The organism is Micromonospora sp. DT43 (genome assembly GCF_049841645.1).
GTDB lineage: Bacteria > Actinomycetota > Actinomycetes > Mycobacteriales > Micromonosporaceae > Micromonospora.
The window spans coordinates 254092-271511 of sequence record NZ_JBNCKR010000010.1 but is presented as its reverse complement, the minus strand read 5'-3'; the positions used below and the strand labels follow the sequence as shown (position 1 = coordinate 271511).

19 protein-coding genes are annotated in these 17420 nt (G+C 71.1%); 11 read left to right on the top strand and 8 right to left on the bottom strand.

Features of this window, described 5'->3' with window-relative positions:
* The 3 genes from ACLQ26_RS23455 to ACLQ26_RS23445 form a co-directional block, all read left to right on the top strand.
* Positions 1-285, top strand: a 285-nt coding sequence (locus ACLQ26_RS23455) for a C39 family peptidase (RefSeq protein ID WP_425746471.1), incomplete at its 5' end; no start/stop codon positions are given.
* 258 nt (positions 286-543) lie between these two features.
* On the top strand, positions 544-1437 hold the full coding sequence (locus tag ACLQ26_RS23450) for a DUF1996 domain-containing protein (RefSeq protein WP_425746470.1): 894 nt from the start codon (positions 544-546) through the stop codon (positions 1435-1437).
* 72 nt (positions 1438-1509) lie between these two features.
* On the top strand, positions 1510-2172 hold the full coding sequence (locus ACLQ26_RS23445; protein ID WP_425746469.1) for a DUF305 domain-containing protein: 663 nt from the start codon (positions 1510-1512) through the stop codon (positions 2170-2172).
* A 14-nt stretch (positions 2173-2186) separates the two neighbouring features.
* Here the strand turns inward: ACLQ26_RS23445 and ACLQ26_RS23440 are convergent, their stop codons facing one another.
* Both ACLQ26_RS23440 and ACLQ26_RS23435 read right to left on the bottom strand, forming a co-directional pair.
* Positions 2187-3812 carry an ABC-F family ATP-binding cassette domain-containing protein gene (locus ACLQ26_RS23440; RefSeq protein ID WP_425746468.1) on the bottom strand — a complete coding sequence of 542 codons (1626 nt, stop codon included), beginning with the start codon at positions 3810-3812 and terminating at the stop codon, positions 2187-2189.
* A gap of 205 nt (positions 3813-4017) precedes the next feature.
* Positions 4018-4623 carry a TetR/AcrR family transcriptional regulator gene (locus ACLQ26_RS23435; RefSeq protein WP_425746467.1) on the bottom strand — a complete coding sequence of 202 codons (606 nt, stop codon included), beginning with the start codon at positions 4621-4623 and terminating at the stop codon, positions 4018-4020.
* A 107-nt stretch (positions 4624-4730) separates the two neighbouring features.
* On the opposite strand from ACLQ26_RS23435, the gene ACLQ26_RS23430 reads away from it, so the two are divergent.
* A complete protein-coding gene (locus ACLQ26_RS23430; RefSeq protein WP_425746466.1) occupies positions 4731-5864 on the top strand; it encodes an aldo/keto reductase in 1134 nt (377 codons plus the stop codon).
* Here the strand turns inward: ACLQ26_RS23430 and ACLQ26_RS23425 are convergent.
* The 3 genes from ACLQ26_RS23425 to ACLQ26_RS23415 form a co-directional block, all read right to left on the bottom strand.
* The gene (locus ACLQ26_RS23425; RefSeq protein ID WP_425746465.1) at positions 5789-6784 is read right to left on the bottom strand and encodes an alpha/beta hydrolase; all 996 of its coding nucleotides are present in this window, start codon (positions 6782-6784) and stop codon (positions 5789-5791) included. The two genes, ACLQ26_RS23430 and ACLQ26_RS23425, sit on opposite strands and share 76 nt — an antisense overlap.
* A 79-nt stretch (positions 6785-6863) precedes the next feature.
* Positions 6864-7760 (bottom strand): acetyltransferase, encoded by an 897-nt coding sequence (locus ACLQ26_RS23420; RefSeq protein WP_425746464.1) that lies wholly within the window; start codon positions 7758-7760, stop codon positions 6864-6866.
* 182 nt (positions 7761-7942) lie between these two features.
* Complete coding sequence (locus tag ACLQ26_RS23415) at positions 7943-8836, bottom strand: NAD-dependent epimerase/dehydratase family protein (protein ID WP_425746463.1); 894 nt, start codon at positions 8834-8836, stop codon at positions 7943-7945.
* 108 nt (positions 8837-8944) lie between these two features.
* On the opposite strand from ACLQ26_RS23415, the gene ACLQ26_RS23410 reads away from it, so the two are divergent.
* From ACLQ26_RS23410 to ACLQ26_RS23395, 4 genes are all read left to right on the top strand, one after another.
* Entirely contained in the window at positions 8945-9355 is a 411-nt protein-coding gene (locus tag ACLQ26_RS23410; RefSeq protein WP_425746462.1) for a VOC family protein, read from the top strand.
* Between the two features lie 78 nt (positions 9356-9433).
* The gene (locus ACLQ26_RS23405) at positions 9434-9889 is read left to right on the top strand and encodes a pyridoxamine 5'-phosphate oxidase family protein (protein ID WP_425746461.1); all 456 of its coding nucleotides are present in this window, start codon (positions 9434-9436) and stop codon (positions 9887-9889) included.
* Between the two features lie 101 nt (positions 9890-9990).
* Positions 9991-10410 (top strand): PPOX class F420-dependent oxidoreductase, encoded by a 420-nt coding sequence (locus ACLQ26_RS23400; RefSeq protein ID WP_425746460.1) that lies wholly within the window; start codon positions 9991-9993, stop codon positions 10408-10410.
* A 120-nt stretch (positions 10411-10530) separates the two neighbouring features.
* Entirely contained in the window at positions 10531-11856 is a 1326-nt protein-coding gene (locus tag ACLQ26_RS23395; protein ID WP_425746459.1) for a glycoside hydrolase family 18 protein, read from the top strand.
* Positions 11857-11903: 47 nt separating this feature from the next.
* Here the strand turns inward: ACLQ26_RS23395 and ACLQ26_RS23390 are convergent, their stop codons facing one another.
* Positions 11904-12254, bottom strand: coding sequence for an effector-associated constant component EACC1 (locus tag ACLQ26_RS23390; RefSeq protein ID WP_425746481.1), 351 nt, complete (start codon positions 12252-12254; stop codon positions 11904-11906).
* 176 nt (positions 12255-12430) lie between these two features.
* Between ACLQ26_RS23390 and ACLQ26_RS23385 the strand changes: the two genes are divergently transcribed.
* Complete coding sequence (locus tag ACLQ26_RS23385; RefSeq protein ID WP_425746458.1) at positions 12431-15232, top strand: M14 family zinc carboxypeptidase; 2802 nt, start codon at positions 12431-12433, stop codon at positions 15230-15232.
* 73 nt (positions 15233-15305) lie between these two features.
* Here ACLQ26_RS23385 and ACLQ26_RS23380 read toward each other — a convergent pair whose 3' ends face one another.
* Both ACLQ26_RS23380 and ACLQ26_RS23375 read right to left on the bottom strand, forming a co-directional pair.
* Entirely contained in the window at positions 15306-15497 is a 192-nt protein-coding gene (locus ACLQ26_RS23380; protein ID WP_425746457.1) for a DUF397 domain-containing protein, read from the bottom strand.
* Positions 15488-16288, bottom strand: a complete 801-nt coding sequence (locus tag ACLQ26_RS23375) for a helix-turn-helix domain-containing protein (protein WP_425746456.1) — start codon at positions 16286-16288, stop codon at positions 15488-15490. The genes ACLQ26_RS23380 and ACLQ26_RS23375 overlap by 10 nt, the downstream gene beginning before the upstream one ends.
* A 238-nt stretch (positions 16289-16526) precedes the next feature.
* Here ACLQ26_RS23375 and ACLQ26_RS23370 point away from each other — a divergent pair, with 238 nt between their 5' ends.
* Together ACLQ26_RS23370 and ACLQ26_RS23365 are read left to right on the top strand one after the other, a co-directional pair.
* Positions 16527-16820, top strand: a complete 294-nt coding sequence (locus ACLQ26_RS23370; RefSeq protein WP_425746455.1) for a hypothetical protein — start codon at positions 16527-16529, stop codon at positions 16818-16820.
* A complete protein-coding gene (locus ACLQ26_RS23365; RefSeq protein ID WP_425746454.1) occupies positions 16820-17068 on the top strand; it encodes a flavin reductase in 249 nt (82 codons plus the stop codon). Before ACLQ26_RS23370 ends, ACLQ26_RS23365 begins: the two co-directional genes overlap by 1 nt.
* Positions 17069-17420 lie beyond the last annotated feature (352 nt).

Below are 17420 nucleotides of genomic sequence, written 5' to 3'. Positions count from 1 at the left end.
AAGCCCGACGCCGACGCCAAGCAGACCGACCAGCTGCGCGCCGACATCGTCAAGACCGTCGACAACGGCCGCGCCGTGGTAGCCAACATCGCCGGCACCAGCACCGACACCGACGGCAACACCCACTCCTACGAGGGCGGGCACTACATCAGCGTCGTCGGCTACCACGACAACGGCAACACCGTCACCATCGCCGACTCCGCCGACCCCAACACCGCCGCCTACCAGATCAGCGTCGAGCACCTCGCCGACTGGATCGCCACCCGCGGCTACGCCACCAGCTGACCCACACACCCAGCAACACCACCGGAAGGGCTGGACCCCACCACGGGGTCCGGCCCTTTTCGTCATTTCCACCAACTGCGACATGTATTGACAAGCGTCAACATCGGGGTGAAGCTGGACCAGTGAGAGCGCTCTCTCGCAGCCGGGATCAGCAGTTGGGATCCACCGGCCACCACCCAGTCCGGTCAGGGCAACGCTCCGACGTCTTCGGCGGCGGCGCCGGAGCTATCCCTGGCCCGTCCCGACAGGAGTCACGCGATGGACAGGGCCGCACCCCTCTCCCACCTCCCCCGCCGGATACGCCTCACCACCGCCATCGGCGCTCTGCTGGCGCTGCTCGGCACGTACCTGGTCTCCACCACCGACCGGGCCGACGCCGCCCCGGTCGCCAACGTCATCCGGGTCGCCGAGTTCCCCGCCGACTGCACGTACAGCCACCGGCTGCCCGACGACCCGATCGTCTTTCCCGGGCTGCCCGGGGCCTCACACATGCACAGCTTCTTCGGCAGCACGGTGACGAACGGCAACACCACACTCCCCGACCTGGTGAAATCCACAAGCACCTGCAACCCGGCGGTGGACGTCTCGTCGTACTGGGTGCCGACCCTCTACCGGGACAACGTCCCCGTGGAGCCGGCGATCGCCACGTTCTACTACCTCGGCGAGGGTGTCCGCGCCGACGTCGTCGCCAACACCCAACCGATCCCGCAGGGCCTGCGACTCGTCGCGGGCAACGCGAAGGCCACCGGGCCGAACGACAGCATCGCCCGCTGGTCCTGCCTGCACGCCGGCCAGGTGCCACCGTCGAAGGACTTCGTCAACTGCCCGGCCGGCACGATGCTGGAGTCGTACCTTGACTTCCCGCAGTGCTGGAACGGTCGCGACCTGGACTCCCCGGACCACAAGAGCCACCTGGCGTACCCGGTGAACCAGGCCTGCCCGAGCACCCACCCGGTGCACGTGCCGAAGTTGCGCCAGGTGCTGCGCTACCCGGTCAGCGGCGACCCGTCGCACTTCCGGCTGGCCTCCGGGCCGGGCTACACCATGCACGGTGACTTCTTCAACGCCTGGCCGACAGCGGAGATGGCCCGCCGCGTCCAGGACTGCATCCGTCCGGTCATCAAGTGCGGGCACGACGGCCGACCCATCTGAGTCGACACCGACGCGCCCGAGGCGGCGGGCCCGGTCAGCCGGGCCCGCCGCCGCAGGGCGGGAGGAGGCCGTATGCGCGCCCACGTCGTGCTGCTCACGGCGGCGGTGCTCCTCGCCGGCTGCGCCAACGGGTCACCCGGCACCGCGGACAGCGCCGCACCACCCACGGCCGCGCCACCCACGGCCGCACCGGTCGCGTCCGCACCGGTCGCGTCCGCACCGTCGAACGCCTCGTCGACAGGCGCCTTCAGCCCCACCGACATCGCCTGGCTGCAACTGACGGCGGCGATGACGGACCGGCTGCTACCGGTGCTGGACCTGGTGCCGGCCCGGACCGCCGACCCCACCTGGCGACGGCTGGCCGTCGAGATGCGGGCCAGCAACCGTGCCGACCTGACCCGGTCCCGCGAACTGCTGGGCGAGGCCGGAGCGCCGACGACCAACCCACACGAGGGCCACGACATGCCGGGCATGGCCACCGCCGACGAGCTGGCCGCGCTGCGGTCGGCCAGCGGGATGACGTTCCACCGCCTGCTCGCCGCGCACCTGCGCGCGTACCTCACGCAGACCGTCCGAGTCGCCACCGCCGAGCAGAAGGCCGGCGTGAACCCCACCACCACCGCCCTGGCCACCACCGTGATCCACACCAACCTGACCCACCTGAATAACCTCCCCCAACCCCCGCCCCGCCTTGGTGATCAAGAGGTTGGCGTCACGACACGCAGGTGGGGATGACGCAAACGTCTTGGTCACCGCGGAAGGGGTGGGAGGGCGAGCTCCCGGCCCTTCCAGGTGGCGCGGAGCCGGCGGTCGTGGCTGGCGACCACTATCGCGCCCGGTCCCGTTCCGAGGGCCTCCTCCAACTCGTCGCAGAGGCGTGGCGAGAGATGGTTGGTCGGCTCGTCCAGCAGGAGCAGGTCCGGCGGGTTGGCGACGAGCACCGCGAGAGCGAGCCGACGGCGTTGGCCGACCGACAGCTCACCGACCGGGCGGTCGAGGTCCGTCGCTGCGAGCAGTCCAAGCGACGACAGCGGCACAGTCTCGGCCCGCCGCGCTCCGACGGCGTCGGCGTACGTCTGACGGGCCGTCCGCCCTGGATGGTCGACGACGGTGTCCTGGGTGAGCAGACCGACGCGCAGGTCCGGCCGACGCCACACGGTCCCGGCACCGACGAGTCGGCCGGCGAGGACGGCGAGCAACGTCGACTTGCCCGCGCCGTTCGGGCCGCTGACCAGCAGCCGGTCGCCGGCCGTCAGCACGAGATGGTCCACCCACAGCCGACCGGGGACCTCCACCTGGCTCAGCGTCACGACGGGTTCGTCACCGACGCCGGCGGCGAGGGTGGCTGCGTGGAAACGCAACGGCTGCGGCGGCGCGGGAACCTGGTCACGTTCCAACTGCGACAGCCGGCGGGTGGCGTCGCGGACCCGACGGGAGATCTGGTTCTGCACGCGGCCCGCGGTGTGGCCGTACCCCATCTTCTCGCTGTCGCGCGGAGCACGGCCGTGCGCGACCCGATGCCCTGTCACGGCGGCGGCCTCGCGCAGGTCCGCGAGCTGAGCCTGCTCCTCCTCGTAGCGGCGGCGCCACCGCTGCGCCTCGGCGCGCTTGGCCGCCAGGTACGCCGAGTAGCCGCCACCGTGGCGGACCGGGCCCTCGACCGCCGGGTCCAGGTCGACGATGTCGGTGCACACCTCGTCCAGGAACGCCCGGTCGTGGCTGGCCGCCACGACCACCCCGGGCATGGCGCGCACCTGGTCGGCGCAGAACGCCGCCGCCGCGTCGTCGAGGTGGTTGGTGGGCTCGTCGAGCAGCAGCGCGTCCGGTCGGCGGATCAGCAGGGCGGCGAGGGCGAGGCGGCCACGCTGCCCGCCGGACAGCGCGGACAGCCTCCGGTCGTACGGGATTCCGCCGAGCCCGAGGCCGTCGAGCACCGTGCGGGCGCGTCGGTCGGCGTCCCAGGCGTCGCCGTCCTGCGCCCGCTGAAGAACCTCGGCGTACGCGACCAGCAGTCCGGCGTGCCGCTCGGACTCCTCCGGAGTGTCGGCCAGGGCGACGCCGAGCCGGTCCAGCTCGGCGAGGTCGGCGCGGGCCTCGCGCAGCGCGTCGTCGAGGACCGCGTCGACGGTGGCCGACGGGGCATGCGGCATCTCCTGGTGCAGGAGACCGAGTCGGGGTGGGCGTACGACGGTGCCGGCATCGGGTTCGTCGACACCGGCGAGGAGCCGCAACAGGGTCGTCTTGCCGGTGCCGTTCTCGCCGATGAGGCCGATCCGGTGGCCGGGCGCGGCGGTCAGCGAGACGCCGTCGAGCACTCGGCGGTCACCCCGGACACGGACGAGGTCATGGGCGATGAGAGCGGGTCGAACAGACATGGAAACCTCGGAGCAGGGAGGATCGGGCGCACGCAGGTGGCCCGGCGGGAGCAGGGCATGACGACAGTGGCCGCGGCGACGTCGGCGCGATCACGCGCCCGTCGGCGGCCGATCCGGGTGCTCACCCGGAGATGTCGTCGTCACCTGCCACGCCTGCTCCGATCTCCAGCCGATCGGCGACAAGGATAGCCCGGCGCGGCGATGATCAGGTCGTCCGGGCGTCCGCCCGCAGGCGTTCGATGGTGAGGTCGAGGGCCGCTTCGAGGTGGTCGATCTTCCCGGTGGAGAGCAGCAGCAGCACGCCGCCCTGGATGCCGGCCAGCAGCGCCGCCGCCGCGCGGTCGGCGTCCACGTCCCCGGCGATGTCACCTGTCGACTGCATGTGCCGGATGCCCACGGCGATCTTCTCCTGCCACCGCCACATGAGCCCGGTCACGATCGCCTGCGCGCCGGGCGCGCGTCGGCCGGTCTGCCCGAGCAGGCCGTTGAGCGGGCACTTCACGCCCTGCGCGAGGTAGCGCTCGATGAGCCGGTCGCGCCACGCCTGCCAGGCCGGCCAGGACGTCAGGTTGCTGAGCATCGGCTCCTGGTCGGTGAGCACCTGGTCGGCCTCGTGTTGGGCCACCGCGAGCAGCAACTCCTCCTTGCCGTCGGGGAAGTAGTGGAAGAGCTGGCCCTTGCTGGTGCCGGTGTGGGCCATCACGTCCTCGAGGCGTACCTCGTCGACGCCGCGTTCGCGGATCTCGGCGGCGGCCCCGGCGACGATCCGCGCCCGGGTCGCCTCGCCCTTGCGGGTAAACGCGCGTGTCATGGCCCCACCCTAGCCACGGTTCTGGACTTGCAGGTCCAAATTTGTCGAGCAAAGGTCGGGAACGCGCGGCCCGCTCCGCGCCCCCACCACGATCGAGAGGTCACACCATGAACCACTACTACCTGCTCGGACGCTCGGGTCTGCGGGTGAGCCGGCTGGCGCTGGGCACCATGAACTTCGGCGTCGACGGGTTCCACGCCGCGTACGGCAAGACCGAGAACGAGGCCGAACCGATCTTCCGGCGGTACCTGGAGGCGGGCGGGAACCTCATCGACACAGCCGACTTCTACACCGCCGGGGAGAGCGAGAGGATCCTCGGCCGACTGATCGACAGGGCCGGCGTCCGCGATCGGCTCGTGCTCACCAGCAAGGCCACCAACACCGTCGACCCGGCCGACCCGAACGCCAGCGGCAACGGCCGCAAACACATCATGCGGGCCGTGGAGGCGTCGCTGAGCCGGCTCGGCACCGACTACCTCGACCTGTACCTGCTGCACACCTGGGACCGGATCACCCCGGTCGAGGAGGTCGTGCACACCCTCGACGACCTGGTGCGCTCCGGCAAGATCCGGTACGCGGGCCTCTCCGACGTACCGGCCTGGTACGCGGCGCGCGCACAGAGCTACGCGGAGGCGCACGGGCTGGCCCCGATCATCAACCTGCAGCTGCCGTACTCCCTGGTCACGCGGGGCATCGAGGCGGAGTTCGTGGCGATGGCCCAGACCCTCGGCATGGGGCTCACCGCGTGGAGCCCGATCGGCGGCGGGCTGCTCAGCGGCAAGTACCGACGGACCAGCGAGGGCCTGAGCGGGGCCGGGCGGTTGACCACCCCCAACGCCGCCGGTCGGGAGATCAGCCCCGACGACTGGAAGGTCATCGACGCGCTGGAGGGCGTGGCCGCCGACCTGGGTCGCAGCATGGCGCAGGTCGCGATCAACTGGGTGGCCACCCAACCCGCCGTCGGTTCCGTGATCATCGGGGCGAGCAGCGCCGAGCAGGTCGGCAGCAACTTCGAGGCGCTCGACTTCGAGATCCCGGCCGACGCCCGTCGCCGGCTCGACGAGGCCAGCGCCCCGAACCTCGGACTGCCGTACGGCATGTTCACCCCGCAGTACCAGTCCTGGGTGGTGAGCCCCGGCCTCGGCGTCGGCGACAAGCCGGTCGGCTACGCCCCGCCGGTGTTCAACGGCGCCGGCGACGCGGGACAGGCGGCGGGCGGCGGCACCGGGTCGCCCTCGTAGAGGTCGACGTACGCCCGGAGCACCTCGGCGGCGTCGGCGCCGAGCGCGGTGAGGTCGAGGGTGTTGTGGCGGACACCCCACGACTCCGGCAGCGCCCAGACCCGCAGTGCGACGCCGTTCGCCTGCGCGATCCGGCGCGGCACGGTCACCGCAGCGCGCGGGTCCACCACCAGGTCGAACGGGCTGATCGCCACTGCCGCGCTCAGCAGGCCGGTCCGTCGTGGCGGGCGCGGCAGCGTCCGCAGGATCGTCAGGTACTGCGTGACGGCGGAGAACGAGTATCCCCGCGAGGTGACGCGATCGCGCAGGAGGCGACGCCCGTACAGGGTGATGAGCGGTCGTACCGCGTAGGCCGGCGCCTGCCGGGGGCCGAAGAACGGCGACAGCACCAGCAGGCGCCGGACGACGTCCCCACGGACCTGGGCCAGCCAGGCGGCCAGCACCGCGCCGCCGGAGATGCCCACGACACCCACCTCGTCCCCCAGGCCCGCCGTGACCGTCACGGCCTGCGCGGCGTACGTCGTCAGGTCGGCGGCCTCGACCCGGTGGTGGGCCCGCCGGTCGAGGGTGCCGTGGTGCGGCGCCCGCGGGATCCACACGTTGTAACCGCTGGCGAAGAACACCTCGGCCAACTCGTCGTACTGCTCCGGCGCGAGGGTGTACCCGTGCAGCAGCAGCACGGCCCTGCCGGTACGCGAGCCGTGGCTCAGCAGGCGGCTGCGCGACTCCGGCCGGACGTGCGGGTCCGCGGCCTCCTGCGCCATGGTGGTCTCGGCGAGGCGGGTGGCGGCGTCGAAGTCCAGCGGGTCGGCCGGCACGAGCCGCAGCTCACGTCGGCGCAGCGGCCAGAGGTAGAGCCCGGCGACCGCCGCGACGACGAGCGCCGATCCGCCGACGAGAAGGGCGATGATCTCCGGCATGGGCACAGATCCTGGCAGGAGGCGGCGTCGCCGCAGGTGCGGGGTGCGCCCCGGGTGACGAGGGGCGCACCCCGAACGGCTACTCCCCCTCGGCCGGCGGCGTGAACAGCACGCGCGAGCGGAGCTGCCGGAACCCGGTCCGTTCCAGCTCCGCGAGCACCGCGACGTGATGGGCGTCCACGTCGGCGATCACCTCCCGGGCGCCCCCGGCGGCGAGCACCCGGACCGCCTCGGCCAGCAGCTCACCGCGCGCCGCGTCGTCGAGCAGCCCGAGGTACGCCAGGAGTGGGAAGCACGCGTCGCCGGCCGTGCCGACCAGGCCCACCGGCTGCCCGGCCCGCACCCCGACGCGCCACTCGTCGGTGGACTCCCCCAGCCAGGCCAGCGGATCGGTGGCCAGGTCGACGCCGCCGACGAGACGCGCGATCTCCGCGCCGGTCAGCACGTCCGGCTGGCTGATCCGCGCGACCAGGGCGTTGATCTCGGCCGCGTCGACGGGCGGGCGGAAGGTGTACCGCCCGGAGGTCGTCGGCAGCGGCGTGCCCGTCCACGAGCACCGGTGCCGCTCACCCCGTTCGACAAGCCCGGCGAGCCGCGCCGCCTCCATCGGGGCGGTGACCACGGCCAGCACCTCGGGTCGGCGTCGCCAGTGCGCGGGCAGGGCGGCGTAGTACCAACCGGGACCACCCAACGCCTCGTGGGCGGCGTGCAGCAGCGCGGCGCCCACCTCCGGCTCGGCGGCCAGGTCGAACCGTTCCAGCCAGGGGGCGCCCACCGCACCGGGCGGGAGGAGCCAGGCCGCCCGGCCGACCACCTGGCCGTCACGCAGGGCGACCCAGGTGTTCTCGGGTCGGTAGCCGCCGCCGGCGATGCCGTCGGCGTACGGGATCTGCCGCAGTTGGGGCAGCGGATCGATCATGGAGTCGAACAGGTTTTCCTCGCCCGCGACGAGCGGGCGGATGACCAGACTGGTCATTGGCGGACCTCCGGAAAGCGAGCGCCCCGGGTCAGCTCCGCGTGGACGCCGGTGCGCGGAGGGGGCGCAGAACATCGGACATTGTTCTGACCTCCTCTCGGCTCGACGGCGTGCCGGAAAAGTTACCGCACCTCCTCGGCCGCCCGCAACGGTCCCGGCTGGACGCCGCCTGTCGCGTCGGTCTACGCCTGGCCGACGTGGTCGCGCCACGAGTGCCGGGGCTCGTAGCCCAGCACCCGCCGCGCCTTGTCGATGCTGAGCAGGGTCTCGTGTTCGCCGAGGTCCTTGCGGATCTCCACACCCGGGTAGACCTCGGCCATCAGGCTGGCGCTCGACGAGGTCATGACGGTGTCGGCGTTGGCGATGATGAAGACGTCCGCGCCGGGCCGGTCGTACGCGAGCGCCCGCTCGACCGCCTGGGCACCGTCGCGGGCGTCGATGTAGCCCCACAGGTTCCACCGGCGGGACTGCGGATCGGCGTCGAAGGAGGGGAACGGCGCGTAGTCCTCGACGTCCATCACGTTGGAGAACCGCAGACCCACCATGACCAGCTCGGGGTCCCACCGGCAGAAGTGCCGCGCCATCTCCTCCTCCAGGGCCTTGTTCAGCGAGTACGTCGACTCCGGACGCGGCGCGTACTCCTCGTCGACGGGCGCGTACGGCGGCGGGGTGTCGAACGGCAGCCCGAGCACTGTCTCGCTGGACGCCCACACCACCCGCTTGATGCCGGCCGCCCGGGCGGCGGCGAAGACGTTGTACGTCGCAGCCGAGTTGTTCGCGAACGTGGCCGCGTTGGACATCAACCCCGGCGCGGGAATCGCTGCCAGGTGCACAACGGCGTCGACGCCGCCGGCGTGCTCGTCGGCCCCTCCCGTGAACGCCTCCACCACCTGCCCGTAGTCGGTCAGGTCGACGAGCAGGAACTCACCGTCGACGTCGCGGGGGTCGCGCCCACCGACTCGGTCCAGCGCGAGCACGTCAACGCCCAGGCCGCGCAGGTGGGCGACCACGGCGCGGCCGAGCTTGCCGGTGGCGCCGGTGACGACGACGCGTCCGGGCAGTGCGGGATCGGTCATGACCCCATCCTCTCCGGCCGGCCACGACGCCCCGCACGCGGGTGCGATCCGCCGCATCGATCAGGAATCGAGAAGTACGGGCCGGAGTGCCTACCTAGCATGGCCAGCATGGACATCACCATTCACACGACAGTTCTTCCGCACGTCGAACCGGACGCCTCGGTGGCCTTCTACCGCGACGTCCTCGGCTTCGAGGTCCGCAGCGACGTCGGTCGGGGCACGATGCGGTGGATCACCGTCGGCCCCGTCGACCAGCCCGGCACGTCCATCCTCCTGGCCCCGCCGGCCGCCGACCCGGGCATCACCGAGGACGAGCGGCGCACCATCGCCGAGATGATGGCCAAGGGCACCTACGGGTGGATCCTGCTGGCCACCCGGGATCTGGACGGCACCTTCGATAAGGTGCAGGCCGGCGACGCCGAGGTCGTCCAGGAGCCGACCGAGCAGCCGTACGGCATCCGCGACTGCGCCTTCCGCGATCCGGCCGGCAACATGGTCCGCATCCAGGAACTGCGCTGAGCCATGTGCCTCACCGCCTGGGGACGTGCACGCGCCGAGGCGCAGCATCCGAGGATCACGCACCTGACTGGAGGAGACATGGCGGGCGTGCCACCGCGTGAGCTTGCGGAGCGGCTGAGCGACACGCGCGAGAGGCTGGAGAGCGACATCGATCTGTGGGTGGCCACGTCGGGCTCCCCCGGCGGCGTACACCTCATTCCGCTGTCGTACCTCTGGGACGGGACCACCTTTCTCATCGCGACGCCGCGCGCGTCGGTCACCGGCCGGAACCTGCTGGCGGATGCGCGGGTGCGGCTCAGCCTGGGGTCGACGCGCGACGTCGTCATCGTCGACGGCGTCGCCGAGCCGGTGGACATCGCCGACCTCGGCCCTCGAAGGCGCGATGCGTTCGCGGCCAGGACGGGCTTCGACCCGAGCGGGCTGGACGAGCCCTACCAGTACTTCGTGATCCGGCCGCGGCGCATCCAGGCCTGGCGGGAGGCGAACGAGCTGCGGGGACGTGTCCTCATGCGCGACGGCCAATGGCTGGGCTGAGCGACTCGGCCTCGCGCACGCCGCGATCCGCGTCCTGGCGTGCGTGGGCCGCACGGGTGCGTACCGTGCAGGGGTAAACGCTCATGCGAGGAGGAGCCCTCATGTCCAAGCCACCGCTTCCCGACGCCGCGGTCGAGATGCTGCAGAAGCCGAACCCGGCGGTCATGACGACGCTTCGCAATGGTGGTCAGCCGGTGTCGGCCGCGACCTGGTACCTGTGGGAGGACGGTCGGATCCTGGTGAACCTGGACGAGAGTCGCCGCCGGTTGGAGCACATCCGCAACGACCCCCGGGTGTCGCTCACGGTGCTGGACGAGGCCGGCTGGTACACCCACGTCAGCATCGTCGGGCACGTCGCCGAGCTGCGTGCCGACGAGGATTTCGCGGACATCGACAGGCTGTCGCGGCACTACACGGGCAACGCCTATCCCCGGCGTGATCGCGGTCGGGTCAGCGCCCTGATCGAGATCGACCGCTGGCACGGCTGGGGCTCACTCAAGGACAACAGCCAGGTCGGCTGACCCGCCGTCGCGGGGACGGCGGCGGAGCGACGGCTCTTGACCGCAGAGCGTGATCGGCTTAACTTCATCAATCAGATAAGTGTCTTTACTAATTCTGTTTGATCTCCCGTGGGAGTGCCGATGCGACAACTGCGCCACCGCCGTTTGACCGCCGTCGTCGCCCTGGCGACAGTGCTGCTCACCGCCGCCCCGCCCGCCGTGGCGAGCGCCGGCGGCAAACCCGAGCGCCAGCCCGGCTACCACCGGGTCGGCTACTTCACCCAGTGGGGCATCTACGGCCGGGCCTTCACGGTCAAGAAGCTCGACGCCTCCGGGGCGGCGAGCCGCCTCACCCACCTCAACTACGCGTTCGGCAACGTCAGCGAGGACGGCCGCTGCTATGTGGACGGCGGGCCGGGCGAGGGCGACGCCTGGGCCGACTACCAGCGGCCGGTCCCCGCCGAGGAGAGCGTCGACGGCGTCGCCGACGCACCCGGGCAGGCGCTCAACGGCAACTTCGGCCAGCTCGCCAAGCTGAAGGCCAAGCACCCCGGCCTGAAGGTGCTGATCTCACTGGGCGGGTGGAGCTGGTCGACGTACTTCTCCAACGCCGCCCGCACCGACGCCTCCCGCAAGGCGTTCGTCGCGTCCTGCATCGACCTGTACCTCAAGGGCAACCTGCCGGGCAGCCCCGGTGCCGCGTCGGGCGTCTTCGACGGTGTCGACCTGGACTGGGAGTGGCCGAACTGGGACGGTGAGCCCGGCAACGTCATCCGCCCCGAGGACCGGGAGAACTTCACCAAGCTGCTCGCCGAGTTCCGCCGGCAACTCGACGCGTACGGCCGCACGACACGCGCGCACCACCCGCTGACCGCCTTCCTGCCGGCCAACCCGGCCACCATGGACGCCGGCTACGAGGGCCGCAAGATCTTCAAGTACCTGGACTTCGGCACAGTGCAGGGGTACGACTTCCACGGCGGCTGGGAGGCCGTGGCCAACCAGCAGTCAGCGCTGCGCGTACCGGCGGGCTCGCCGGACAACCCGGACTTCTCCGTCGAGGTGGCGATCGGCGGCTGGCTCACCCGTGGAGCGCCGCGCGACAAGCTGGTCCTGGGCATCCCCTACTACGGTCGCGGTTGGACCGGTGTCACCGGCGGCGGCAACGGCCTGTTCCAGCCGGCCGCCGGGCCCGCGCCGGCGACCTACGAGGCCGGGTACGAGGACTACAAACAGCTCAAGACCCTCGCCGGCAACGGCTACACCGTGCACCGCGACCTGCGTGCCGGGCACGCCTGGCTCTTCGACGGTACGACCTTCTGGACGTACGACGATCCGGCTGTGGTGTTGCAGAAGATGCTCTACATCAGGCGTACCGGCCTCGGTGGCGCGATGATCTGGTCGCTCGACGGCGACGACGACAACGCGACGCTTACCAAGACGATCGGCCTGGGCCTGACCACCTGGTAGCCGCACGTGGCGCGGCTCCCTTGATCACCTGATCGAGGGAGCCGCCCCTACTCCGGGGCAACCGAGCGCACCGCAGCTTCGATGAGCGCCGTCACCTGGTCCATGTCCCGAGCCCGGTGCACGTCCAGCTCGGCCGACCATCCGTCCGGGCCGGCGAGCCGCACCGTCACGGCCTCGCGGCGGTGGGTCAGCCAGCCCGCGATCGCCTGCACCAGCACCATGGCGGTGCCAGAACCGTCGGCCGCCACCCGCAGCACGTCCGTGTCGTCGGCCGACACCTCATCGGACGGCGTTGTGGTCACCCCGTCACGCAGCCGGTCCTCGGCGCGCAGCCAGGACGCCAGCGACCGCCGAGCATCGGCGGACGGGGAATCCGGATGGACCGAGAGCGTGATCATCTCCGACACGGCCTGCCCCTTCCAGACGACGACGAGCCCACCCCGTCATCCTGCCAGTCCGCATCGGTACCGGCACACCCTGTAGCGAAGAATGTCGATCAACCCTTGACCGCCGTGTCGGCCGGTTCATAGGCTCCGGCCACTGCGAGGCTTTCCCCGAGAAGGGAACCCGAGACATGGGCCCATCGTCACGTCCGTTCTGGACCCTCCCCCCGAAGCGGCTGGCGGGCGCCGCCACGATCGCGCTCCTACTCGGCATGACTCCCCTGCTCGGCGGCACGTCTGCCGCCGGCGCCGCCCGACCCGCACCGTGCAGCACCGACCCGACCGCACGGATCAGCACCGTGCCCAGCCCGGAGGCCGCGCTCGGCTTCCCGCTCGGCGCGGGGCAGGAGCGGGTGGTCACCAACGACGAGGTCCGCGCCTACCTCAAGGCCGTCGACAGCGCCTCCGACCGGGTCGTCACGGGCGTGACGGCCACCAGCGTGCTCGGCCAACCCCTGCCGTACGCGGTGGTGTCCGACGAGCGTCACGTGCGGCCCTCCGCGCTGCGAAAGATCGCCGACGACGTACGCGACCTGCGTGACCCCCGCCGCACGAGCGCACGGACCGCAGCCCGTACGGCGCAGGACGGCCCGGCCATCGTCTGGGTCACCGCGAACGTGCACGGCGGTGAGAAGAGCGGCACCGACGCGGCGCTCAAGACGCTGTACGAGTTGGCCGCCGGCCTGTCCTGTGAGGTCGCGCGGCGCAACGACAACCTGGTCACCGTCATCGTCCCCACGCAGAACCCGGACGGCCGCGACGCCACCCGGCGGCAGAACGAGTTCGGCTTCGACCTGAACCGGGACTGGTTCGCCCGTACCCAGCAGGAGACCGACGGCAAGCTCGAACTGCTGCGCCGCTACCCGCCGCAGGTGTTCATCGACGCCCACGAGATGGGCGGTCGGCAGTACTTCTTCCCGCCCAACGCCGACCCGATCCACCACGAGATCGCCGGCGAGTCCGTGGACTGGATCAACCGGATCGGCGAGGCCAACAAGGCGGGCTTCGGCTACAACGGCGCCTGCGACGACACCGTCACCACCGAGTGCTACTTCAACTACGACACGTACGACCTGTTCTTCATGGGCTACGGCGACACCGTGCCCACCGCCGGCTTCGGCGCGGCCGGCATGACGTACGAGAAGGGCAGCGCGTCCGCCGTCGCCGACCGGGTGCAGCAGCAGTTCCACACCCAGTGGTCGACGCTCGGCTGGGCCGCCGCCAACAAGCGTGAGGTGCTGGACGGTTACTTCGACATCTGGACCGACGCTCTCGCCGAGGGCCGGGCGGGCAGGCTGGAGCCGAACGAGGTGGTGCAGCCCACCAACGAGGTCCAGTTCCCGGTGCCCGACATCACGATCCGCTCGTACTTCCTGCTGCCCGACCGGCAGCTCGCCGACGTCCGCCGGCTCGTCGAGCGGCTGCGCCGCATGGACGTCGAGGTGTACGAGGTGCAGCAGCCCACCCGGGTACCCACCGCGCGAGTCTTCGGCGGCCGCAGCGCCACGAACGTGACGGTGCCGAAGGGCGCGTACTGGATCCCGATGGACCAGCCGCAGAAGCACTGGATCCAGGCGATCATGGGCGAGGATCCGTACGTCCCGTTCCCCTACTTCTACGACGTGTCGTCGTGGAGCAACCCGCTGCTGATGGGCGTGTCCACGATCTACACCGGCGACAAGGTCAGGCCGAAGGCTCAGCTCGTCCGCGGCGTCGCCGGGGGCCGGAGCGGGCTGGCATGGCCGTGGGGCTCCTACACGTACCCGCTGGACTCGGCCGCCGCCGCGGAGTTCACCTTCAATCTGCTCGGTCGCGGTGTGCCGCTCGTACGGGACCTGACCACCAGCCGGGTCGCGATCCCGGCGTCCAGGCTGAGTCGCACTGTCGACGACCTGGCGAAGGCGGCCGGGGTCACCCTCACCCCGGGCGGGCGCCCCACCGGCACCCCGCTCGCCCTGCCCGACGTCGGACTGTTCCAGGGCACCGGCATCTCCACCACCTCCGGCTCGCAGGGCGAGGCCCGTTACGTGCTCGGCAAGCGGTGGGGCCTCGACCTGAAGCCGGTCACCACCGCCGACATCAACGACAACACCGAGGCGTTCACCGGCCGTACGGTGTTGCTGGTCCCCGACGGCAGCAGCGCGACAGGGGGACTGACCGCCACCGGGCAGGCCCACCTGCGGGACTGGATCGCCCAGGGCCACACCTACGTCGGGCTGCGCAACGAGGGCACGCGGCTGGCCCGCGCCGCAGGGCTCACCTCCACCACGGAGAAGGCCAAACCGGCCGACTACCTGGTGATCGGCTCGCACCTGCGGGTCGACGTCGACACCGACAACCCGGTCGCCCTGGGCCGCCCCGCCGAGGACTTCGAGTTCAACAACGACGACCCGATCCTCAACCCCAGCACCACCGGGACGAACGTGCTCACCTACCCGACCGGTGACACCTTCTGGGCCAACGGCTACACAATCGGCGCGGACACCCTGAAGGGCACGGCCGCCGTCGTCGACGAGCCGACCGGCGCCGGCAGATCGGTGCTGTTCGCGTTCAATCCGCTCTTCCGCGCGTACAACGAGAATGGTCTGCACCTGGTGGCCAACGCGCTGCTCTACCCGCCGGGCGCACCCGACGCCCGACGCACGCCGGGCATCGACGCGGCGCGCGCCAGCGCCGCCGCCGCGCCGGTCGCGGCGGACCTCGGCGGCGGATGGCGGCCGATCACCATCGAGGTCGCGGCCACGGACCTGGCTCGCACGCGGGCCATCGTCGAACGCTTCACCACCGACGCCCGGACGTCCGCGAAGGGCACCTCGGCGTACGTCGTGATCCCCAACCCGCAGGGACTCCAGGCCGACGAGCACCCCTTCACCAACGATCTGGTACGCGCGCTGCGCACCGCCGGAGTGCCGCTACGGTCGGTGGTCGCCTGACCGTCCCCGCACGGCGAAGCGCCCGTCCCCACCTTGTTGGGGGCGGGCGCTTCCGTGCTCTCTCGGGGTCGGGTCAGGACGGCCGGGCGACCTCGGCGACGAACGCCCGCCACGACGCCGGCCCGAAGACCAGGGACGGCCCGTCGGGATCCTTGGAGTCCCGCACACCGACGATGCCGGCCAGATTGTCGGCAACCTCGACGCAGTCGCCCCCACTGGAGCCGCTGCGGGTGGACTTGCGCCACGTAGCGTCGATCAGGTCCATGACGTCACCACTTCCTTCATCAGGTCGGTCGACTGCCGCCGAGGTAGGGCCTCGTTGCGTATGGTCTCCCACTTCGACAGAAGCGTAGCCACGTCATCGTCGTTGCTGACGACAAGCCCGCCCAGCTGGTTCTCCAACTGGCCGACCCACTTACCGTCCGCGGCCCGAGCCAGGATAAATGGTCCGGTCAGCCCGGCGTGCATGCTCACGTCACCCGGCACGATGTGGACGCTGACGTTCGGGCGCTCGGCCATTGCTGTCAAGTGCGTGATTTGCCCCGCCATGATCCCCCGAAAGTCCTCGCCCGCGCGCCGCAGTACCTCCTCCCCGATGACCGCGACGAACTGCGGTGCCTTCGGCTGAGCGAGGATCGCTTGCCTGTCGATTCGGGCAGCGAGCCGCTTGTCGACCTCGTCTTCGCTGAGGGTGTCGTCGCAGCGAATGACCGCTCGGGCGTACTGCTCGGTCTGGAGCAGGCCGGGCACCAGGGACGGCTGCCAGGACCGGAGCTGAGTCGCGACGCGCTCCGCGTCGAGCCACGGCAGGAACCACGACGGGGCACCGAGCTTGCCCACCATGCGTTCGAAAAGGCCGCCATTGGCGAATGCGCGGTCGGCGCCCTTGATGAAGTCCATCGTCAGCGCTCGCGTCTCGCCCTCCACGGCGCTGACGTGGGAGGCGCTGAAGCCGGCACCTCGGCCGAACGCCTCCTGCGTCATGCCGGAGGCCCCTCGGGCGCGACGGATCTCGCCGACGATGAATGCGGCGAGCGGGTGCGGCAAATCGGCCATTCAGTGCTCCCCAAACCGGAAGATTGATTACTCACGCCACTGCCCGACGTGGAACTCTTCGCCACCTCAGCCCGAAGCAGCGAAGCACCTTCCGAGCGTAGTGGCCTCCACAGCAGAGTGTCACCAGCGGCGCGGCCGGTGGAGGACCTGAGACCCGGCGGACGCGTTCGTAGCGGGGCCGCCCCTCTGGGCGAGCACTCACGGGGCGGCCCCTTCCCAACGCCTGCCAGGGGGGATCATGCCCATCGACCAGCAACCGCAGGTGCGGTCAGGTGACCTGTTGCACCTGACCCGCGCCGCGAGCCCACAGTTCGCCCGGCCCATCATCGTCCGCGTGATCCGCGCCCTCACCGACCGGCACACGTACCACGGTTGGTTGTGGATCGACGCCTACCAGCTCGGACCTCATGGTGACGCGATCGCCCGCCGCGAGCTGTACCTGATGCCGTCCGGCGCACAACGCCTCACCTCCCCGCCGAGCCGGCCCACCGCTCGACGTCCCGTCCGACGAGGCTCGGTCCGGGTCGGCTGATGTCACGCCGATCTCCCGACCACCGGCCCGTGCGCCCGACCTGGCGCTGCGGCACCTGCGGCATCGCGTGGCCCTGCTCGCCTGCGAAGCTTCGCCTCCTCGGCGAGTACCGCCTTGACCGCCCGGCGCTGCTCGTCCACCTGGCGACACTCCAGGCCGAGGCCTCCGCCAACCTGGCAGAGCTGAACCCGAGCGTCCCACCCGCCGACCTGACCCAACGCTTCACCGGCTGGGCGTCGGCCCGATGACTACCTTTCCTACGGCCGGTCGGCGTGCTCCGAACCGACGAACCACGAGGCCGATGCCAGGTCGATCACCTGGTCGACGTTCACGACGATCACGAGCGGACCGTACCGAAGATCGCTACCTCTCACCGTCGCACGACCCTCGACCCTCGACCCTCGGCCCTCGACCCTCGACCCTCGACCCGCGGGCGGGGCGGGGCGGGGGCGAGGCACTGTGGGCCGGCAGTGGGGGTGGGCGCCTTTGGAGCTGATGCCGCAAACGAATCACGCGGGCGGGGCGAGAGGGCGATTCGTTTACGACATCAGCTCCAAAGGGTCTCGACCAGTGATGCCGGCCCTTCCTGGGGCGGGCGGA